Annotated in this window: 21 protein-coding genes; 9 read left to right on the forward strand and 12 right to left on the reverse strand. The window is 72.8% G+C overall.

Translation table 11 applies throughout. The features are described from left to right. The first annotated feature begins 102 nt into the window (after positions 1-102). The 6 genes from GT755_RS38415 (at position 103) to GT755_RS05605 (ending at position 3,740) form a co-directional block, all read left to right on the forward strand. Complete coding sequence (locus GT755_RS38415; protein ID WP_197038471.1) at positions 103-264, forward strand: hypothetical protein; 162 nt, start codon at positions 103-105, stop codon at positions 262-264. Between the two features lie 122 nt (positions 265-386). Beyond that, positions 387-551 carry a hypothetical protein gene (locus tag GT755_RS38420; RefSeq protein ID WP_169806250.1) on the forward strand — a complete coding sequence of 55 codons (165 nt, stop codon included), beginning with the start codon at positions 387-389 and terminating at the stop codon, positions 549-551. Between the two features lie 107 nt (positions 552-658). Continuing rightward, a complete protein-coding gene (locus GT755_RS05590) occupies positions 659-1,495 on the forward strand; it encodes an NmrA family NAD(P)-binding protein (protein ID WP_161478572.1) in 837 nt (278 codons plus the stop codon). Between the two features lie 70 nt (positions 1,496-1,565). After that, entirely contained in the window at positions 1,566-2,150 is a 585-nt protein-coding gene (locus GT755_RS05595; RefSeq protein WP_161478573.1) for a dihydrofolate reductase family protein, read from the forward strand. Position 2,151: 1 nt separating this feature from the next. Then, entirely contained in the window at positions 2,152-2,505 is a 354-nt protein-coding gene (locus tag GT755_RS05600) for a YciI family protein (protein ID WP_161478574.1), read from the forward strand. A 5-nt stretch (positions 2,506-2,510) separates the two neighbouring features. Then, on the forward strand, positions 2,511-3,740 hold the full coding sequence (locus tag GT755_RS05605) for an RNA polymerase sigma factor (RefSeq protein WP_328794193.1): 1,230 nt from the start codon (positions 2,511-2,513) through the stop codon (positions 3,738-3,740). A 48-nt stretch (positions 3,741-3,788) separates the two neighbouring features. On the opposite strand, the gene hisF is transcribed toward GT755_RS05605, so the two are convergent. From hisF to hisD, 9 genes are read right to left on the reverse strand one after another with little or no spacing between them, the layout of a single operon-like run. Next, positions 3,789-4,559, reverse strand: coding sequence for an imidazole glycerol phosphate synthase subunit HisF (gene hisF / locus GT755_RS05610; protein ID WP_030450280.1), 771 nt, complete (start codon positions 4,557-4,559; stop codon positions 3,789-3,791). Further along, positions 4,556-4,939, reverse strand: coding sequence for a RidA family protein (locus tag GT755_RS05615; protein ID WP_030450281.1), 384 nt, complete (start codon positions 4,937-4,939; stop codon positions 4,556-4,558). Before GT755_RS05615 ends, hisF begins: the two co-directional genes overlap by 4 nt. Further along, positions 4,936-5,658 (reverse strand): bifunctional 1-(5-phosphoribosyl)-5-((5-phosphoribosylamino)methylideneamino)imidazole-4-carboxamide isomerase/phosphoribosylanthranilate isomerase PriA, encoded by a 723-nt coding sequence (gene priA / locus GT755_RS05620; protein WP_030450282.1) that lies wholly within the window; start codon positions 5,656-5,658, stop codon positions 4,936-4,938. The genes GT755_RS05615 and priA overlap by 4 nt, the downstream gene beginning before the upstream one ends. Positions 5,659-5,662: 4 nt before the next feature. Further along, positions 5,663-5,998, reverse strand: a complete 336-nt coding sequence (locus GT755_RS05625; protein ID WP_062354894.1) for a hypothetical protein — start codon at positions 5,996-5,998, stop codon at positions 5,663-5,665. After that, a complete protein-coding gene (hisH, locus tag GT755_RS05630) occupies positions 5,995-6,633 on the reverse strand; it encodes an imidazole glycerol phosphate synthase subunit HisH (RefSeq protein WP_285582024.1) in 639 nt (212 codons plus the stop codon). Before hisH ends, GT755_RS05625 begins: the two co-directional genes overlap by 4 nt. Further along, entirely contained in the window at positions 6,630-6,782 is a 153-nt protein-coding gene (locus tag GT755_RS38425; protein ID WP_202609719.1) for a hypothetical protein, read from the reverse strand. The genes hisH and GT755_RS38425 overlap by 4 nt, the downstream gene beginning before the upstream one ends. Beyond that, positions 6,779-7,369 (reverse strand): imidazoleglycerol-phosphate dehydratase HisB, encoded by a 591-nt coding sequence (gene hisB, locus GT755_RS05635; RefSeq protein ID WP_030450285.1) that lies wholly within the window; start codon positions 7,367-7,369, stop codon positions 6,779-6,781. The genes GT755_RS38425 and hisB overlap by 4 nt, the downstream gene beginning before the upstream one ends. Then, positions 7,366-8,442 (reverse strand): histidinol-phosphate transaminase, encoded by a 1,077-nt coding sequence (locus GT755_RS05640; RefSeq protein WP_161478576.1) that lies wholly within the window; start codon positions 8,440-8,442, stop codon positions 7,366-7,368. Before GT755_RS05640 ends, hisB begins: the two co-directional genes overlap by 4 nt. Then, positions 8,442-9,746: a histidinol dehydrogenase gene (gene hisD, locus GT755_RS05645; RefSeq protein ID WP_161478577.1), complete on the reverse strand. Its 1,305-nt coding sequence runs from the start codon at positions 9,744-9,746 to the stop codon at positions 8,442-8,444. The genes GT755_RS05640 and hisD overlap by 1 nt, the downstream gene beginning before the upstream one ends. A gap of 125 nt (positions 9,747-9,871) precedes the next feature. Between hisD and GT755_RS05650 the strand changes: the two genes are divergently transcribed. Beyond that, positions 9,872-11,452: a dolichyl-phosphate-mannose--protein mannosyltransferase gene (locus GT755_RS05650; RefSeq protein WP_161478578.1), complete on the forward strand. Its 1,581-nt coding sequence runs from the start codon at positions 9,872-9,874 to the stop codon at positions 11,450-11,452. Here the strand turns inward: GT755_RS05650 and GT755_RS05655 are convergent. Together GT755_RS05655 and GT755_RS05660 are read right to left on the reverse strand one after the other, a co-directional pair. Continuing rightward, the gene (locus GT755_RS05655) at positions 11,425-11,877 is read right to left on the reverse strand and encodes a hypothetical protein (protein ID WP_161478579.1); all 453 of its coding nucleotides are present in this window, start codon (positions 11,875-11,877) and stop codon (positions 11,425-11,427) included. The genes GT755_RS05650 and GT755_RS05655 overlap by 28 nt on opposite strands. Positions 11,878-11,930: 53 nt before the next feature. Beyond that, positions 11,931-13,181, reverse strand: a complete 1,251-nt coding sequence (locus tag GT755_RS05660) for a S8 family peptidase (RefSeq protein WP_161478580.1) — start codon at positions 13,179-13,181, stop codon at positions 11,931-11,933. Between the two features lie 97 nt (positions 13,182-13,278). On the opposite strand from GT755_RS05660, the gene GT755_RS05665 reads away from it, so the two are divergent. Then, a complete protein-coding gene (locus GT755_RS05665; RefSeq protein WP_161478581.1) occupies positions 13,279-15,897 on the forward strand; it encodes a CHAT domain-containing protein in 2,619 nt (872 codons plus the stop codon). 9 nt (positions 15,898-15,906) lie between these two features. Further along, complete coding sequence (gene ybaK / locus GT755_RS05670) at positions 15,907-16,398, forward strand: Cys-tRNA(Pro) deacylase (protein ID WP_161478582.1); 492 nt, start codon at positions 15,907-15,909, stop codon at positions 16,396-16,398. A gap of 6 nt (positions 16,399-16,404) precedes the next feature. Here ybaK and GT755_RS05675 read toward each other — a convergent pair whose 3' ends face one another. After that, positions 16,405-17,265: a hypothetical protein gene (locus GT755_RS05675; RefSeq protein ID WP_161478583.1), complete on the reverse strand. Its 861-nt coding sequence runs from the start codon at positions 17,263-17,265 to the stop codon at positions 16,405-16,407. Positions 17,266-17,337: the final 72 nt, after the last annotated feature.

The following is a 17,337-nucleotide window of genomic DNA, read 5'->3' on the forward strand; positions in this document are numbered from 1 at the left end:
GCCTGGGGGAAGCGGGCGGGAACCCGGGATCGCGCCAAACGGCACCCACGGCGGTGACCGATGGGGCAGAGTGATGGCACTGAACACGGTTGGAGCACCGCCATGAACGCCAAGAAGTTACTCACGTACGCCGCCATCGCCTTCGTGATCTTCTATCTGTTCACCCAGCCCCAGGGGGCGGCCGGCGCCGTGCGCGGCGTGTTCGACGCCGTCGGTGACGGGGCGAACTCGCTCGCCCTGTTCTTCAACTCACTCTTCGCCTGAACCGGGGTGTGCCTTTACTGCGGTCGGGCGTGCCGGAAGGTCCTCCTCTCTATCCGGCTAGTTATGATCACTGATGTCGCCGGGTAGAAAAATCCGGGACACATACCGCAGGAGGCCCCCCAATGCAGGTCAAGAAAGTGCTCACGTACGCAGGCATTGCGTTCGTGGCCTTCTACCTCTGGACTCAGCCGTCAGCCGCGGCCGGCGCTGTCAGGGGAGTGTTTGACGGTGTCACTTCCGGCGCCAACTCGCTGGCCACCTTCTTCAACGGCGTGCTCAACCAGTAGCTTCGTCCGCGGTTCCCTCGTTTCCGGCGCCCACGGATGATCATCTAGAGGAGGGCTTCGGCGCGCGCTGACCAGGCGGCCGGACTCTCCCATGCGAAACTGGTCTGATGAGTGACCTGATCGCGGTGACCGGGGCGACCGGCGGGCTCGGCGGGCGGATCGCCCGGCGACTGGCGCAGGCCGGAGTCCGGCAGCGGCTGGTCGTCCGCGACCCGTCCCGGGCTCCTCGGCTCGACGGCGCGGAGATCGCCCAGGCGCCCTACGAAGACCCGGCCGCGTTCGCGGCGGCCCTCGACGGCGCCGGGGTCCTCATGTTGATCTCGGCGACCGAACATCCCGACCGCGTCGCCCTCCACACGGCGGCGGTCGACGCGGCGGTGGCGGCGGGCGTTCCCCGCATCGTCTACACCTCGTTCCTCGGAGCGGGGCCCGAGTGCACGTTCACCTTCGGCCGGGACCACTGGCACACCGAACGGCACATCGAAGAGACCGGAGTGGGTTTCACCTTCCTCCGGGACAGCCTCTACCTCGACTTTCTCGAGAACATGATCGGCGACGACGGCGTCATCCGCGGCCCCGCGGGCGACGGCCGCTTCGCCCCGGTGGCCCGCGCCGACGTCGCCGCGGTGGCCGCCACGATCCTCCAGGACCCGGCCGACCACCAGGGCGTGACCTACGACCTGACCGGCCCCGAGCTCCTCACCATGACCGACGTCGCCCGCATCCTGTCCGAGGCGAGAGGCTCGTCGGTGACCTTCGCCGACGAGACCCTCGACGAGGCCTACGCCTCGCGCGAGCGTTTCGGGGCGCCGGAGTGGGCGGTGGCGGGCTGGGTCACGTCCTACGCGGCGGTGGCGGCCGGAGAGCTCGACGTGGTGACCGACCACGTCGAGAAGGTGACGGGGCATCCCCCGCTGAGCCTGGCCCAGATTCTCCGCGCCTGAGTGAGACCCCGCTGTCGATTTCGGGGTGCCTCGTTCGTGTAGGTGGTGAGACCGAAAGGGGCCGCCATCGATGGGCGAGATCGTCGTGACCGAGAGTGTGACGCTGGACGGGGTGATGCAGGCGCCCGGCCGTGCCGACGAGGACACCAGGGACGGGTTCCGGCACGGCGGCTGGGCCGCCCCCTACGCCGACCCGGTGATGATGCGGGTGATGGGCGCGGGCATGGCCGCGACCGGCGCGATTCTGTTCGGCCGCCGCACCTATGAGGACTTCTTCGCCGTCTGGCACGGGCGGGCCGACGGCAACCCGTTCACCGCGAAACTGGACGCCACCCCTAAATACGTCGTATCCAGGACGATGGGCCGACCGCCCGCCTGGCCGAACTCGATCCTTCTCGAAGGTGAGGGCGTCCCGGCCGTGGAAGCCCTCAAGAAGGAGATCGACCACGACGTCGTGGTGCTCGGCAGCGGGGAACTGGTCCGGGCGCTGCTCGCGCACGGGCTCGTCGACCGGCTGGTGTTGTCGGTGCATCCGCTCGTGCTCGGGTCGGGACGGCGGTTGTTCCCCGCGGACGGGCCACCGGCGGCCTTCCGGCTGGTGGAGAGCGTGCCGACCGGCACCGGTGTGGTCATCGCGACGTACGAGGTGGAGTGACGTGAAGAACTATCTGCTCGGCATGTACCAGCCGGAGGGTCCCGTCCCCGGGCCGGAGGTCATGGACCGGGTCATGGCCGAGGTCGACGCCCTGCGCCGGGAGCTGGAGTCGGCCGGCTCCTGGGTGTTCGGCGACGGGCTGCACGACCCGGCCACCGCCACCGTGCTGCGGGCCTCGGGCAACGAGGTGCTGATGACCGACGGGCCGTTCGCCGAGGGCAAGGAGCATCTCGGGGGGATCGTCATCCTCCGGGCCGCCGATCTCGACGAGGCGCTGGCGTGGGGGCGCCGGTACGCCGAGGCCGTCGGCCTGCCCGTCGAGGTGCGCCCGTTCGCGACGGAGGCCGCCGGCTGAGCGGGATCGAGCGGGCCTTCCGTGACGAGTACGGCCGCGCGGTGGCCGTGCTCGTCCGGCTGGCCGGGGACGTCGACCTCGCCGAGGAGGCCGTCCAGGAGGCGTTCGCGGTGGCGGCCGAGCGGTGGCCGCGCGACGGGACGCCGCCGAGCCCGGCGGGCTGGATCATCACCACGGCCCGCAACAAGCTGATCGACCGCAACCGCCGGGAGGCGACCCGGCCCGGTCGCCACGCCGAGGCGCTCCTGCTGCACGCCCCCGGCGAGCCCGCCGGGGAGGGGGCCGTGCCCGACGACCGGCTGCGCCTGATCTTCACCTGCTGCCATCCCGCCCTGGGCGAGGGGGCGCGGATCGCGCTGACGCTGCGGCTGCTGGCCGGCCTGACCACCGGGGAGATCGCCCGCGCGTTCCTGGTGGGCGAGGCCACGGTGGCCCAGCGGATCGTGCGGGCCAAGGCCAAGATCCGGGACGCCCGGATCCCCTACCGGGTGCCGTCCGACGCCGACCTGCCGGGGCGGCTCGGTTCCGTGCTCGCCGTGGTGTATCTGATCTTCAACGAGGGCTACCTGAGCGGGTCCGGCGATCCGGTGCGCGACGACCTGTGCGCCGAGGCGATCCGGCTGGGGCGGCTGCTGGCCGAGCTGATGCCCGACGAACCCGAGGTCCTCGGGCTGCTGGCGCTGATGCTGCTGATCCATTCGCGGCGGGCCGCCCGGGTCACGGCCGGGGGTTCGCTGGTCCTGCTGGCCGACCAGGACCGGTCTCTCTGGGACCGCGACCTCATCGCCGAGGGCCAGGCCCTCGTCCGCCGCTGCCTGCGGCGCGACCGGCCGGGGCCCTACCAGATCCAGGCGGCGATCAACGCCGTGCACAGCGACGCGCCGACCGACTGGCGGCAGGTGGTGCGGCTCTACGACCAGCACCTGGCCCTGACCCCCACGCCCGTGGTCGCCTTGCACCGCGCCGTCGCCGTGGCCGAGGTCGACGGCCCGGCCGCGGCCCTGGGCCTTCTCGACGGCCTGGACCTCGACGGCCACCACCTGTTCCACGCCGTCCAGGCCGACCTCCTGCGCCGCCTGGGCCGGGACGAGGAGGCCGTCCACGCGTATGAAGCCGCCCTCACCCGCACGGAGAACCCGGCCGAGCAGGAGATCCTGCGCCGACGACTCGCCCAGGTCCGCGGCCCGGGCAATGCCGGCTCCGGCGCCCGCATGGGCATCGGTTCCGTACGGTGAAGGGCCGGGCGCCGCCGAATCGGCGGGGCCCGGCCCTTCGAAGACGTCCTACCTGACGGGGTGACCCGCCTCGCGGAGGGTGTTCTTCACGTCGCCGATCTTCAGTTCGCCGAAGTGGAAGACGCTCGCCGCCAGGACCGCGTCGGCTCCCGCGTCGATCGCCGGGGGGAAGTCCTCGAGCGTCCCCGCCCCGCCCGAGGCGATCACCGGCACCGTCACGGCGGCCCGTACGGCCTTGATCATCTCGATGTCGTAGCCGTCTTTGGTGCCGTCGCCGTCCATCGAGTTGAGCAGGATCTCGCCGACGCCGAGTTCCTGACCTCGGGCGGCCCATTCGACCGCGTCGATGCCGGTGCCCTTGCGGCCTCCGTGGGTGGTCACCTCGAAGCCCGACGGGGTCGGCGGGCCGTCGACGACGCGGCGGGCGTCGACGGACAGGACGATGCACTGCGAGCCGAACCGCCAGGCCGCCTCGCGGAGGAACTCCGGCCGGGCGATGGCGGCCGTGTTGATGCCGACCTTGTCGGCGCCGGCCCGCAGGAGGCGGTCGACGTCGTCGTTGGTGCGGACTCCCCCGCCGACGGTCAGCGGGATGAAGACCTGTTCGGCGGTCCGCCGGACCACGTCGTACATGGTCGAGCGGTCGGAGCTGGAGGCGGTGATGTCGAGGAAGGTCAGTTCGTCGGCGCCCTCGGCGTCGTAGCGCCTGGCGAGTTCGACCGGGTCGCCGGCGTCGCGCAGGTTCTCGAAGTTGACGCCCTTGACGACCCGGCCCGCGTCGACGTCCAGGCACGGGATCACGCGCACGGCCACGGTCATGACCGGTAGGCCTCCACTTCCACCTCGACCAGCATGCGCGGGTCGATCAGGCCGGCCACGCGCACCGACGTGCAGGCCGGGCGGACCTCGCCGAACAGTTCGCCGTGGGCCTCGCCGACGGCGTCGAAGTCGTCCTGGCTCACCACGAACAGCCGCGTCCTGACGACGTCGGAGAGCGAGGCGCCGGCCTTCTCCAGGGCGTCGAGGGCGACGCCGAAGGCGGTCAGGGTCTGCTGGTAGGCGTCGCCGACGTGCTGGACCTCACCGCCGATGGTGGCGGTGCAGCCGGAGACCAGCACGTGGTTTCCGGCGACGATGGCGCGGGAGTATCCGTAGCGTTCCTCCCACGGACCGCCCGAGGAGATGCGGGTGGGGGTCATGCTCTCACCGCCGCGAGCGCCTCTTCCAGCGTGAACGCCTGGGCGTAGAGGGCCTTGCCGACGATGGCGCCCTCGACGCCGAGGCCGACCAGTCCGTTGAGGGCGCGCAGGTCGTCGAGGCTGGAGACGCCGCCGCTGGCGATCACCGGCTTGTCGGTACGGGCGCACACCTCGCGCAGCAGGTCGAGGTTGGGGCCGCGCAGGGTGCCGTCCTTGGTCACGTCGGTGACGACGTAGCGGGGGCAGCCGTCGGCCTCCAGGCGGTCGAGCACCTCCCAGAGGTCGCCGCCCTCCTGGGTCCAGCCGCGGGCGGCCAGGGTGGTGCCGCGGACGTCGAGGCCGACGGCGATGCGGTCGCCGTACTCAGCGATGATCTTGGAGCACCACGAGGGGTTCTCCAGGGCGGCGGTGCCGATGTTGACGCGGCGGCAGCCGGTGGCGAGGGCGGCCTCCAGGGAGGCGTCGTCGCGGATGCCGCCGGAGAGCTCGACCTGGACGTCGAGCTTGGCGACGACCTCGGCGAGCAGCTCACGGTTGGAGCCGCGGCCGAAGGCGGCGTCGAGGTCCACCAGGTGGATCCATTCGGCGCCGGCGTCCTGCCAGGCGAGGGCGGCGGCGAGCGGGTCGCCGTACGAGGTCTCCGAGCCCGCCTCGCCCTGCACCAGGCGGACCGCCTGGCCGTCGGCCACGTCCACGGCGGGCAGCAACACGAGTGACATCTGTTCAGGACCTCCGGTCGAAGAGAACGGTGACGAGCACCGGGACGATCAGGATGGACAGGCCCAGCACCGCGAGCCGCGCCATCATGTCGAGCGTGAGCCAGGCGATGACCTGGACCAGCAGGAACAGCACGAGCATGGCCGCGTTCTGGGCGCGCCGGCGCCGGGCCAGCACCCCGCCCTGCCGGGCCACTCTGACCGGCTTGGGCAGCACGGCCGTGATCCGGCCGCGCAGTTCCCGCCGCCGGGCCGTCCTGGCCTCGCGGCGGGCCCGTTCCTCTGCCAGGCGGGCCTTCTCGGCCTCCCTCTCGGCCCGGCGTCTGGCCCGCTCCTTGCTCATGAGAGGGTGTTCAGCCAGTTCTGGAGCAGGGTCGCCCCCGCGTCGCCGGACTTCTCCGGGTGGAACTGGGTGGCCATGAGCGGGCCGTTCTCGGCGGCGGCCACGAACGACACCCCGTGGGTGGCCCAGGTGACCAGCGGCGCCTTGAAGCCCTCGTCGTGGGGGACGAGTTCCCACTCGCGCACCCCGTAGGAGTGGACGAAGTAGAAGCGCGTGCCGGCGTCGAGGCCGGCGAACAGCACCGAGTCGGCGGGCGCGGTGACCGTGTTCCACCCCATGTGGGGCAGCACGGGCGCGTCGAGGCGCTCGACCGTGCCGGGCCACTCGCCGCAGCCCTCGGTGTGGACGCCGTGCTCGACGCCCTTCTCGAACAGGATCTGCATGCCGACGCAGATCCCGAGCACCGGCCGGCCGCCGGCCAGCCGCCGGGCGACGATCTGCTCGCCGCGCACGCCCCGCAGGCCGGTCATGCAGGCCGCGAAGGCCCCCACGCCGGGCACCACGAGACCGTCGCAGTTCAGCGCCTCGTCGAAGTCGGCGGTCACCGTCACGTCGGCGCCGACGCGCGCCAGGGCGCGTTCGGCCGACCGCAGGTTGCCCGAGCCGTAGTCGAGGACGACGACGTTCTTCTTCACTGCCACCACATCACTCCCGCCGTCAGGGCCAGCGCGGACAACACGCCGGTCACCACCGCGGCCAGCTTCAGCTTCTGCTTGGCGAAGGAGACCACTCCGCCGATCAGGAAGAGGCCGATGAAGATCATGGCGCTGGAGGAGAAGTTCACAACACGCCCTTGGTGCTGGGCACCCCGGTCGCCCGGGGGTCGAGCTCGGTGGCCGCGCGCAGCGCCCGCGCCAGGGCCTTGAACTGCGCCTCGACGATGTGGTGGGCGTTGCGGCCGTAGGGGACGCGGACGTGCAGGCAGATCGAGGCCGAGGCGACGATCGACTCCAGGATGTGCCGGGTCATCGTGGTGTCGTAGTCGGGCCCGATCATCGGGGCCATGTTCTCGGGCTCGCTGTGCACCAGGTAGGGCCGGCCCGAGAGGTCGACGGTGACCTCGGCGAGCGACTCGTCGAGCGGGCACGAGGCGTTGCCGAACCGCCGGATGCCCGACTTGTCGCCGAGCGCCTGCTTGAGCGCGGCGCCGAGCGCGATCGCGGTGTCCTCGATCGTGTGGTGGGCGTCGATGTGCAGGTCGCCCTCGGTCTTGACGGTCAGGTCGAACAGGCCGTGCTTGCCGAGCTGGTTGAGCATGTGGTCGAAGAACCCGACCCCGGTCGCGATGTCGACCTCGCCGGTGCCGTCGAGGTCGATCTCGACCAGGACGGACGTCTCCTTCGTCGTGCGTTCGATGCGCCCGACCCTCATGAGAGGACCCCTTCCAGGGCGGCCCGGAAGGCCGCCATCTCGTCACTCGTGCCGATCGATACGCGCAGCCATCCGGCAGGCCCGGTCTCGCGGATCAGGACCCCGCGGTCGAGGACGCCCTCCCACACCGCGTGACGATCCGGAAACTTACCGAATAGCACGAAATTGGCGTCGGAGTCAGCCACGGACAGGCCACGTTGCCGTAGCCAGGTCACGGTCGCGTCGCGTTCCCGCCGCAGCGCCTCGACGGTGCCGAGGAGTTCGCCGCGGTGGGCCAGCGCGACCCGGGCCGCGGCCTGGGTCAGCGTCGACAGGTGGTAGGGCAGCCGCACCAGCAGCAGCGCGTCGATCACCGCCGGGTCGGCGGCCAGGTAGCCCACCCGCGCCCCGGCCATCGCGAACGCCTTGGACATGGTCCGCGTGACGATCAGCCGGGGGTGGCGGGGCAGCAGCGTCAGGGCCGAGGGGGTGCCGGTCCGGGCGAACTCGAAGTAGGCCTCGTCGACGATCACCATGCCCGGCGCGGCGGCCAGCACCCGCTCGATCACCGGGAGCGGCAGGGCGGTGCCGGTCGGGTTGTTGGGCGAGGTCAGGAAGACCACGTCGGGCCGGTGCCGCTCGATGAGGGCGACCGCGCGGTCGGGATCGAGCGAGAAGTCCTCTTCCCGGCCGCCCTCGATCCAGCGGGTGCTGGTGCCGGCGGCGATGATCGGGTGCATCGAGTAGGACGGCTCGAAGCCGATCGCCGAGCGCCCCGGGCCGCCGAAGGCCTGGAGTGCCTGCTGCAAAATCTCGTTGGACCCGTTCGCCGCCCACAGCTGGCTCGCGGTCAGGCCGTGGCCCAGGTAGTCGGCCAGGTCCTTGCGCAGCTCGACCGCGTCGCGGTCGGGGTAGCGGTTGAGGGTCGCGGCGCCCTGCCGGACCGCCCTGGCCAGGTCGTCGAGCAGCGCCTCGGACGGCGGGTAGGGGTTCTCGTTGGTGTTGAGCTGCACCGCCACGTTGAGCTGGGGCGCACCATAGGGGTGCTTGCCGCGCAGGTCGTCGCGGATGGGCAGGTCGTCGAGCGTGGTCATCAGCCGGGAATCTCCCAATCGAACCGGGCGCGGATCGCGGCGCCGTGGCCGGGCAGGTCTTCGGCGTCGGCCAGCGCGCACACCAGCGGCGCGGCCTCGGCGAGCGCCTCGCGGCTGTAGTCGACGACGTGCACGCCCTTGAGGAACGTCTGCACCGACAGGCCCGAGGAGTGACAGGCGCAGCCGCCCGTGGGCAGCACGTGGTTCGACCCGGCCATGTAGTCGCCGAGCGAGACGGGCGCGTGGGCCCCCACGAAGATCGCGCCGGCGTTCCTGATCCGGGACGCCACCACGGCGGCGTCGGCGGTCTGGATCTCCAGGTGCTCGGCGGCGTAGGCGTCGACGACCTTGATCCCGTCGTCGATCGAGGAGACCAGGACGATGCCCGACTGCCTTCCGGCCAGCGCCTCGGTGATGCGCTCGACGTGCTTGGTGCGGGCGACCTGGGCCTTGAGCTCGACCTCGACCGCGTCGGCCAGCTCGGCCGAGTCGGTGACCAGGACCGCGGCGGCCAGGGTGTCGTGCTCGGCCTGCGAGATCAGGTCGGCGGCGACGTGGACGGGGTCGGCGGTGGCGTCGGCCAGGATCGCGATCTCGGTCGGGCCGGCCTCGGAGTCGATGCCGATGCGGCCCTTGAGCAGCCGCTTGGCCGCCGCGACCCAGATGTTGCCCGGCCCGGTGACCATGGCGGCCGGGGGGCAGTCCTCGGTGCCGTACGCGAACATGGCGACGGCCTGGGCCCCGCCGACGGCGTAGACCTCGTCGACCCCGAGCAGCACGCAGGCCGCCAGGATCGTCGGGTGGGGCAGCCCGTCGGGCGCCTGGGGCGGTGAGGCCACCGCCATCGACGGCACCCCGGCCTCCTGGGCGGGCACCACGTTCATGATCACGCTGGACGGGTAGACGGCCAGGCCGCCGGGCGCGTAGAGGCCGACGCGGTCGACCGGGATCCAGCGCTCGGTGACGGTGCCGCCCGGGACGACCGTCGTGGTGACGTCGGTCCGGCGCTGGTCGCGGTGGACCAGGCGGGTGCGGCGGATGGCCTCTTCGAGGGCGGCGCGGACCTGCGGGTCGAGCGTCTCCAGGGCCTTGGTCAGGGCCTCGGCGGGGACGCGGGCGGTGGGGAGGTCGAAGCCGTCGAACCGATGGGTCAGCTCCCGCACGCCCTCCGCGCCATGATGGCGCACCTTCTCGCAGATGGGCCGCACCTTGTCGAGGGCGGTCTCCACGTCGAGCTCGGCGCGGGGCAGCACGTCGCGCAGGTTCCCCGGAAGGGGCCCGCGCAGGTCGATACGGGAAATCACCCGAACAGTCTACGGACGGCCGGTCCGGAATCCCGCGATGTCCATCATGCGGACATTCGGGGCGACGTACACAGGCGTCCACAAATGTGGCGAGTGGAGCGATCCTATCCTTTGCCATAAATAGGATGAGCCGGGTGACCACGATCTCCCCGCCCCTCCCGGTTCCGGCGCGCGACCGTCTCGTGCCGCCGCAGCCCGGCAGCGTGTTGTGGGGATGGCTCGGCCCGTTGATCGTCACGGTGTTCGGCGGCGTCCTGCGGTTCGTGAACCTCGGCAGGCCGCACGAGGTGATGTTCGACGAGACCTACTACGCCAAAGAGGCGCTGTCGCTGCTGCGGTTCGGCGTCGAGACGAAGAGCGTCGAGAAGCCCGACCCGGCCCTGCTGGCCGGTGGCGACGGGGTGTTCCGGACGTGCGCGCGGGTCGCCGAGTGCGGCGACTACGTGGTGCATCCGCCGCTCGGCAAGTGGATGATCGCGCTGGGCGAGTGGACGTGGGGCGTCAACCCGTTCGGCTGGCGGTTCATGGCGGCCGTGGTCGGCACCCTGTCGGTCCTGATCCTGGCCCGCACCGCCCGGCGGATGACCCGCTCGACGCTGCTGGGCTGCCTCGCCGGGTTCCTGCTCGCGGTCGACGGCATGCACATGGTCATGTCGCGGGCCGCGCTGCTCGACATCTTCCTGTCGTTCTGGCTGGTGGCGGCGTTCGCCTGCCTGGTGACCGACCGCGACCACATGCGGGCCCGGCTGGCCGAGTGGCACGCGCGGGCGATCCCCGGCGACTTCGGGCCCCACCTGGGGTGGCGGCCGTGGCGGCTGCTGGCCGGGCTGGCCCTGGGGGCGGCGACGGCGACCAAGTGGACGGGCGCGTTCTTCATCGTCGGGTTCCTGGTGCTGACGCTGTTCTGGGACGCGGGGGCGCGGCGGTCGATCGGGCTGCGCAGGCCCTATCGCGGCTCGTGGAAGCGGGACCTGCCGCTCGCCGTGGCCTGGATGTGGGTCGTGCCGGTGGTGGTCTATCTGGTGTCGTACACGGGATGGTTCGCGAGCGAGCGCGGGTGGGGGCGCAACTGGGCGCAGGCCACCGACCACGGCTGGGCGTTCTTCCTGTTCGACTCGATCAGGTCGCTGGTCTCCTACCAGCTCCAGGCCCTGTCGTTCCACACCGGGCTGGCCTCAGGGCACAGTTACGCCACCGAGCCGTGGCAGTGGCCGCTGCAGTACCGGCCGGTGCTGCTCCACTACAGCTCGCCGCAGGGGTGCGGGGCCGACTCGTGCTCGTCGGCGATCTACGCGGCGGGCACCCCGATCCTGTGGTTCGCGGGGCTGGCGGCGATGGTCGCGATGTTGTCGTGGTACACCGCCACGCGCGACTGGCGGGCCGGGGCGGTGCTGCTCGGCTACGCCACCGGCTGGTTTCCCTGGTTCTACTACGCCATCGCCGACGACCGGACGATGTACCAGTTCTACGCGCTGCCGATGGTGCCGTTCATGATCCTGGCGCTGACCCTGGTGGCCGGTCTGGCGCTTGGGAAACGTGAGGCGAGCCCGGCCCGCCGGTCGCGGGGCGCGGTGGCGGTCGGCGTGTTCGCGCTGCTGGTGCTGGCCAACTTCGCCTGGCTGCAGCCCATCCTCACCGGCGACACGCTGCCCTACGAGGGCTGGCGGGCGCGGCTGCTCTATTCGTCGTGGGTGCCGCCCCAGTAGATCGGGGTGGTCACCACGTTGCGCCCGCCGCCGCGGAAGTGGAGCCGGAAGCGGCCGGGCGGGATCGGCGAGATCCGGAACCCGCCCACCTCGTCGACCGGCAGGCCCGGCCCCGGCCCGGCGCCCGTGACGACGCGGACCTCTCCTTCGGCCGGCGGGTCGAGCTGGCCCAGCAGGGCGTCGCCGCTGACGCCGAGCTCGATCACCAGGCCCGACTCGGTCTGGAAGGCCAGGTCGCGCAGCGCGGCCACCTCGTCGGCCCGCACCAGCGGCCCGGCCGTGCCCACCGGGCTCAGCTCGGCCAGCTCGGCGTCGACCAGCCGCCAGGTGTAGATCGCCTGCCCCATCTCGACCAGCCCGGGAGGCACCGGGTCGGCGGCCCGCAGCGCGGTCGCGAGCTCCTCCATGAGGGCGTCGTCACGCATGGCAGTCTCCTCCCTCGCGCCAGGGGGCCGCAGGCGGGCGGCCCGTCTGGACACTACAGGGTGAGCTCGGCGAGCACCTCGTCGGCGGACTCGGCCACGATGAGGTCGGCCGCCGCGCGGGCCGAGATGTTCTGCGCGACCGCGCGGGCGGCGATCTCGCCGACCACGGCGGCACAGGCGAAGGAGGTGCCGCTCCAGGTGGCGTACCCGGTGAACTGCAGTTTGTCCTGTACGGCCACCTCGCCGTTGAGCAACCGTTCCACCACGTCGACCTCGCCGGTGAGGTAGGTGCTGGTCACCGCGACGCCGTCGGCCAGCACGTTCACCCACGGGACCTTCGGGCTGAACTCGGCGCCCCGGGCGCCCACCGCGACGACGTCGGCGCAGGCGGCCGGCCAGACCGGGGTGACCTCGGTGATCCCCGCCGCCTTCCGCTTCTGCGTGGGCCGGCCGTGGTTGCCGGCCGCCGCGACCAGCACGATCGCGGGCGAGAGCCGCTGCACGGCCCGCTCCAGCACGGTCGGCGGGCGGTTGTCGTGGGTGGTGCAGCCGAACGACAGGTTGAGCACCCGCACGTCGGTCTTCAGGAACCCGACCATGGCCTTGGCGACCGACCACGAGGAGACCTCGACGCCCCTGTTGTCGAGGATCGACCGCATGACCAGAACCGCGTCCGGGGCGTGCTTGAGGATCACGCCCGCGACGAAGGTGGCGTGGCCGACCGGCGAGGGGTGCGGGGCCGTGCCGGTGTAGATGTCCTTGGCCGAGGCGAGGAAGCGGCCCTCCAGGTCGGGGTGCGGAACGATCTTGGAGTCGAGGATGCCGACGTGCGGCCCGACGCCGGGGGCGGTCAGCCGGGCCAGGTCGGCGTTCACCGCCGGGGCCAGTTCGTCGGGCCGGCCGCCGCCGGTGTAGGGCGAGCCCTGGACGCCGTCGAGCAGCCGGTTCTTGGCCATCGGAGGCGACCAGCCGTCGTACCGCTCCTCGAAGGAGGTGCGGAGGGCGTACAGAAGGAGGTCGAGGGCGGGGATCGGGTCGTCGGGGTCGTACTGCCCCTGCCGCGACCGGCGCACGCCCTCCAGGAAACCGTCGGCGAGCGCCGCCTCGATGGCGGCCAGCTCGGGCAGCTCGCAGAGCGTGAGGCCGAGTTCCGGGCTGGTGTCGACCTCCCGCCAGGTGTGGCCGGTGAGGTCGGTGAGGAGCCGCAGGATCAGCGTCTGGTACCGCAGGTCGACGACGAGCTGGTCGACCTTCCAGGCCTCGGTGTCACTGCGGTAGACGCCGCCCGGGTCGGTGAAAGGCATGGGATCTCCCTCGCGTGATTCGCCACTTCCGATTGATGAGCGGGCACTCACCCGTTTGATACATCCCGCACGGAAATGGAATGGAAAACTGCGACGGGTGACGACGACCGAGGATCCGGCGCGGGCCGCGCTCGTGCTCGCCGAGGCCGATCCGGGGCGGGCGGTGACCGTCGCGGCGGAGCTGGCGGCGTGCGCCCGGGAACGGGGCGACCTGGCCGCGCTGTCGCGGGCCGAACGGGCGATGGGCATCGCGGCCGTCCACCTCGACGACCTGGCGACGGCGGCCCGGCACCTGCGGGCCGCGATCCGCACGGCGGGCCGGGCGGGCTCGCCCGAGCTGGCCGCCGAGGCGCGGATCCGGATGGCGTTCGTGACCAGCATGCGGGGCCGCCCCCGGCAGGCGCTGGCCGACCTGGAGGCCCTGCTGCCCGGCCTGCACGGCGAGTTGCGGGCCCGCGCCGACGCCCAGCGCGCCGCCGTCTTCAACCACCTCGGGCGGCACGCCGACGCGCTGGCCGCCTACCGCCAGGCCGTCCCCGTGCTGCGGCGGGCACACGACCACGTGTGGCTCCAGCGGGTGCTGTCCAACCGCGGCATCGTGTACGGCTACCGCCACGAGTTCGCCGCCGCCGAGGCCGACTTCCACGAGGCCGAGGAGTTGTGCGCGGCCCTCGGGCTCGACCTGTCGCTCGCCGTGGTGCGGCTGAACCTGGGGTGGGTGCGGGGGGTGCGCGGCGACGTGCCGGGGGCGCTGCGCTACCTCGACCTGGCCGAGAGCCGCTTCCGCGACCTGGGCACCCACCAGCTCGGCTGGCTGCTCAGCGACCGGTCGGAGCTGCTGCTGTCCGTCGGGCTGACCGCCGAGGCCCGCGCAGCCGCCGAGGAGGCGGTCGCGGAGCTGCGCCGCCGCCGCCGCGCGATCGTCCTTCCCGAGGTCCGCCTCCTGCTCGCCCGCGCCGCCACCCTGGAGGGCGACCACGAGCACGCGGTCGAGGCGGCCCGGCGGGCGGCCCGCGAGTTCGGCGCCCAGCAGCGCCCGGAGTGGCGCTCCCTGGCCGCGTTCGCGGTGCTGCGATCACGCCTGGCGGCGGGCCACGCGGGCGTGTCGGCGGCCCGGTTCGCGGCCATCGCCGGGGAACTGGCCGAGGCCGGGTGGACGGCGGCGTCGGTGGAGGCGCGGCTGCTGGGCGCCCGGGTGGCGCTGGGCGCCTCGCCGGCCCCGGCAGCCCGTGCCCGCGCGCTCGACCTGCTCACCGTCGCGGCGCGGTTCCGCCAGCGGGGGCCGGCGTTGTCACGGGTGCGGGGCTGGCACGCCGAGGCGCTGCGGCGGCTCACCCTCGGCGACCGGGCCGGGGCGGCGGCCGCGGTGCGGCGGGGCCTGCGGGTGCTCGACGAGCACCGGGCCGCGCTCGGGGCGACCGACCTGCGGGCCCATTCGGCCGAGTTCCGGGTCGAGCTGGCCGAGCTCGGGCTGCGCATGGCCCTCGACCGGGGCGGCCCGGCGCGGGTGTTCGCGTGGGCCGAACAGGGCCGGGCCAGCCATCTGCTGATGCGGCGGGTCCGGCCGCCCGACGACCCCTGGCTGGCCGGGCGGCTGGCCGAGCTGCGGGCGGTGGCGGCGGAGGCGCGGACGTCCAGAGACCCCTCGGTCACCGAGCGGCAGGCCGCGCTGGAGCGCCGCATCCGCGACCACACCCGCGCCCGGTCCGGGGAGACCCGCGCGCCCGACCGGGCCCGGCGGGCCCCCGGCGTGGTCCGGTCGCTGGCCCCGCTGCTCGGCGATCGCGTGCTGGTCGAGTTCGTGCTGCTCGACGGGGCGCTGCACGCCGTCACCGTCGCCGGGGGCCGGGCCCGGCTGACCACGCTGGGGCCGGTGGGCCCGGTGCGGGACCTGGTCGAGCGGGTGCCGTTCGCGCTGCGGCGGCTGGCCAGGTCGGGCGACGCGCGCGACGGCTCGTCGGCGGCGGCCCGGATGTTGCGGCACGCCGCCGCGCGCCTCGACGCGCTGCTGCTGGCGCGGCTCGGGCTGGGCGAGCGGCCTCTGGTGGTGGTGCCGACCGGGCCGCTCCAGGCATTGCCGTGGCCGGTGCTGCCCTCCTGTGCGGGGCGTCCCGTGGCGGTCTCGCCGTCGGCGGCGTTGTGGCGGGAGGCGGCGCTCGGGCCGGGTCACGGCGGCGGCGGGCCGGTGGTGGTGGCCTCGGGGCCCGGTTTGCCCGGCGCGGCGGCGGAGGTGGCCGAGGTGGCGGCCGTCCACGGCGTCACCCCGTTCGAGGGCGGCGCCGAGGAGACGCTGGCCGCGCTCGACGGCGCCCGGCTCGCCCATCTGGCCGCCCACGGCCGGGTCAACACCGCCAACCCGCTGTTCTCCGCGCTGCACCTGGCCGACGGGCCGCTGACCGTCTACGACCTCGAACGGTTACGGGTCCCGCCGCGGCTGGTCGTGCTGGCCGCCTGCGAGAGCGGCCGGTCGGTGGTCAGGGCCGGAGACGAGCTGCTCGGGCTGAGCACCACCTTCCTGGCTCTCGGGACGCGGTGCGTGGTCGCCTCGATGGTGCCGGTGCCCGACGCCCGCGCCCGGCCGCTGATGACCGCCCTGCACGGGCGGCTCGCCGCCGGGCTGCCCGCCGCGACCGCGCTGGCGCGCACCCAGCAGGAGGCCGGCGACGACGTGACGGCGGCGGGGTTCGTCTGCATCGGCGCCGACGTGAGCCCCTAACCTAGGCGCGTGGCGAAGACGAAGGGCGGGCAGGGCACCCCCGCGACCGTGGCGCTGACCAAGGCCGGTGCCGATTTCACCCTCCACCCCTACGAGCACGACGCGAACGCGCAGGCCTACGGGGAGGAGGCGGCCGACGCGCTCGGCGTGCCCTACGAGCGGATCTTCAAGACGCTCGTCGCCGAGACCGAGGCGGGGCTCGCGGTGGCGGTGGTGCCGGTGGCCGGGAAGCTCGACCTGAAGGCGTTCGCGGCGGCGCTGAAAGGCAAGAAGGCCGCGATGGCCGAGGCGGCCAAGGTCGAGCGGGTGACCGGTTACGTGGTGGGCGGCATCAGCCCGCTCGGCCAGCGCAAACGGCTGCCGACCGTGGTCGACGCGTCCGCGCTGGCCTTCGAGACGATCTACTTCTCGGCAGGGCGCCGGGGTCTTCAGATCGAGACGGCCCCGGGAAACCTGGTGACGCTCACGGGCGCCATCACCGCGCCGATCGCCAAGGACTAGCCAGGGCTAGGCGGGCTCGGCCAGGGAGCCGCAGACGAAGCCCTCTTCACGCTCGGGGTCGAGCTGGACCTGCGTGAGGTTGGTGGTCTCCATCGGGCGGCGGAACGTCTCCTGCTTGTCGCAGTCGTACAGCAGGTAGGTTCCGTCGCTCTCGCCGAGCAGCATCATCCAGCGGCCGTCGTAGAGCGGCTTGTCGTCCTCGGCGTTGGTGAGGATCGCCCACTGGTCCTGGAAGCCGACCGTGCTGAGCAGGAAGTTCGCCTGGCCGGTGTCGCGCATGGTCTCCGCCGCCGAGGCGAGGTTCAGGATCAGCAGGAAGCCCAGGCCGAGGCCGGTCAGCCCGCCGACGAGCACCTTCAGCCCGGCCCTGCCGACGGGCCGGCGGCGCAGCAGCTGGAAGGGCACCAGGAAGGTCACCACGCCCAGCCCGACCGCGATGACGACCATGACCGTCAGGTCGAGATCGGCGAAGAAGTTGTAGAACCCCCAGTACGTCGCCCCGCTCCACAACGCGGCGATCAGCCCGGCCACCCACGGCCGCGACCTGATCCACGACACCGTGCGCCCGGCCGCGCCGAGGGTGATCACGTTGACGAGCCAGGCCAGGCCGACGAGCAGGCCGAGCAGCGGCACGCCCAGCAGCAGGACCAGCACCAGCGTGCTCATGAGGCGGCTGAACAGGACCGACTGGTCGATGCCGGCCTGCTGCGGGTTGATGCCGAACGCCGCGTAGATCTCCTCGACGCCGAGGTAGAGGACGGCGTACAGGGCCACGCCGATCGGGAGCACGACGGAGGCGACGCGTTCGAGCAGGCCCATCACGCTGCCGCGGTCGTCGCTCTCCTCGGTCGGCCGGACTTCCGGCATGTCCCGATTTCGCGTCTCATCTATGGGAATTTCTTGATCTATCACGGTCAAGCAGGGTACAGATCATTGACT

The sequence above is a fragment of the Herbidospora solisilvae genome (assembly GCF_009901565.1).
GTDB lineage: Bacteria > Actinomycetota > Actinomycetes > Streptosporangiales > Streptosporangiaceae > Herbidospora > Herbidospora solisilvae.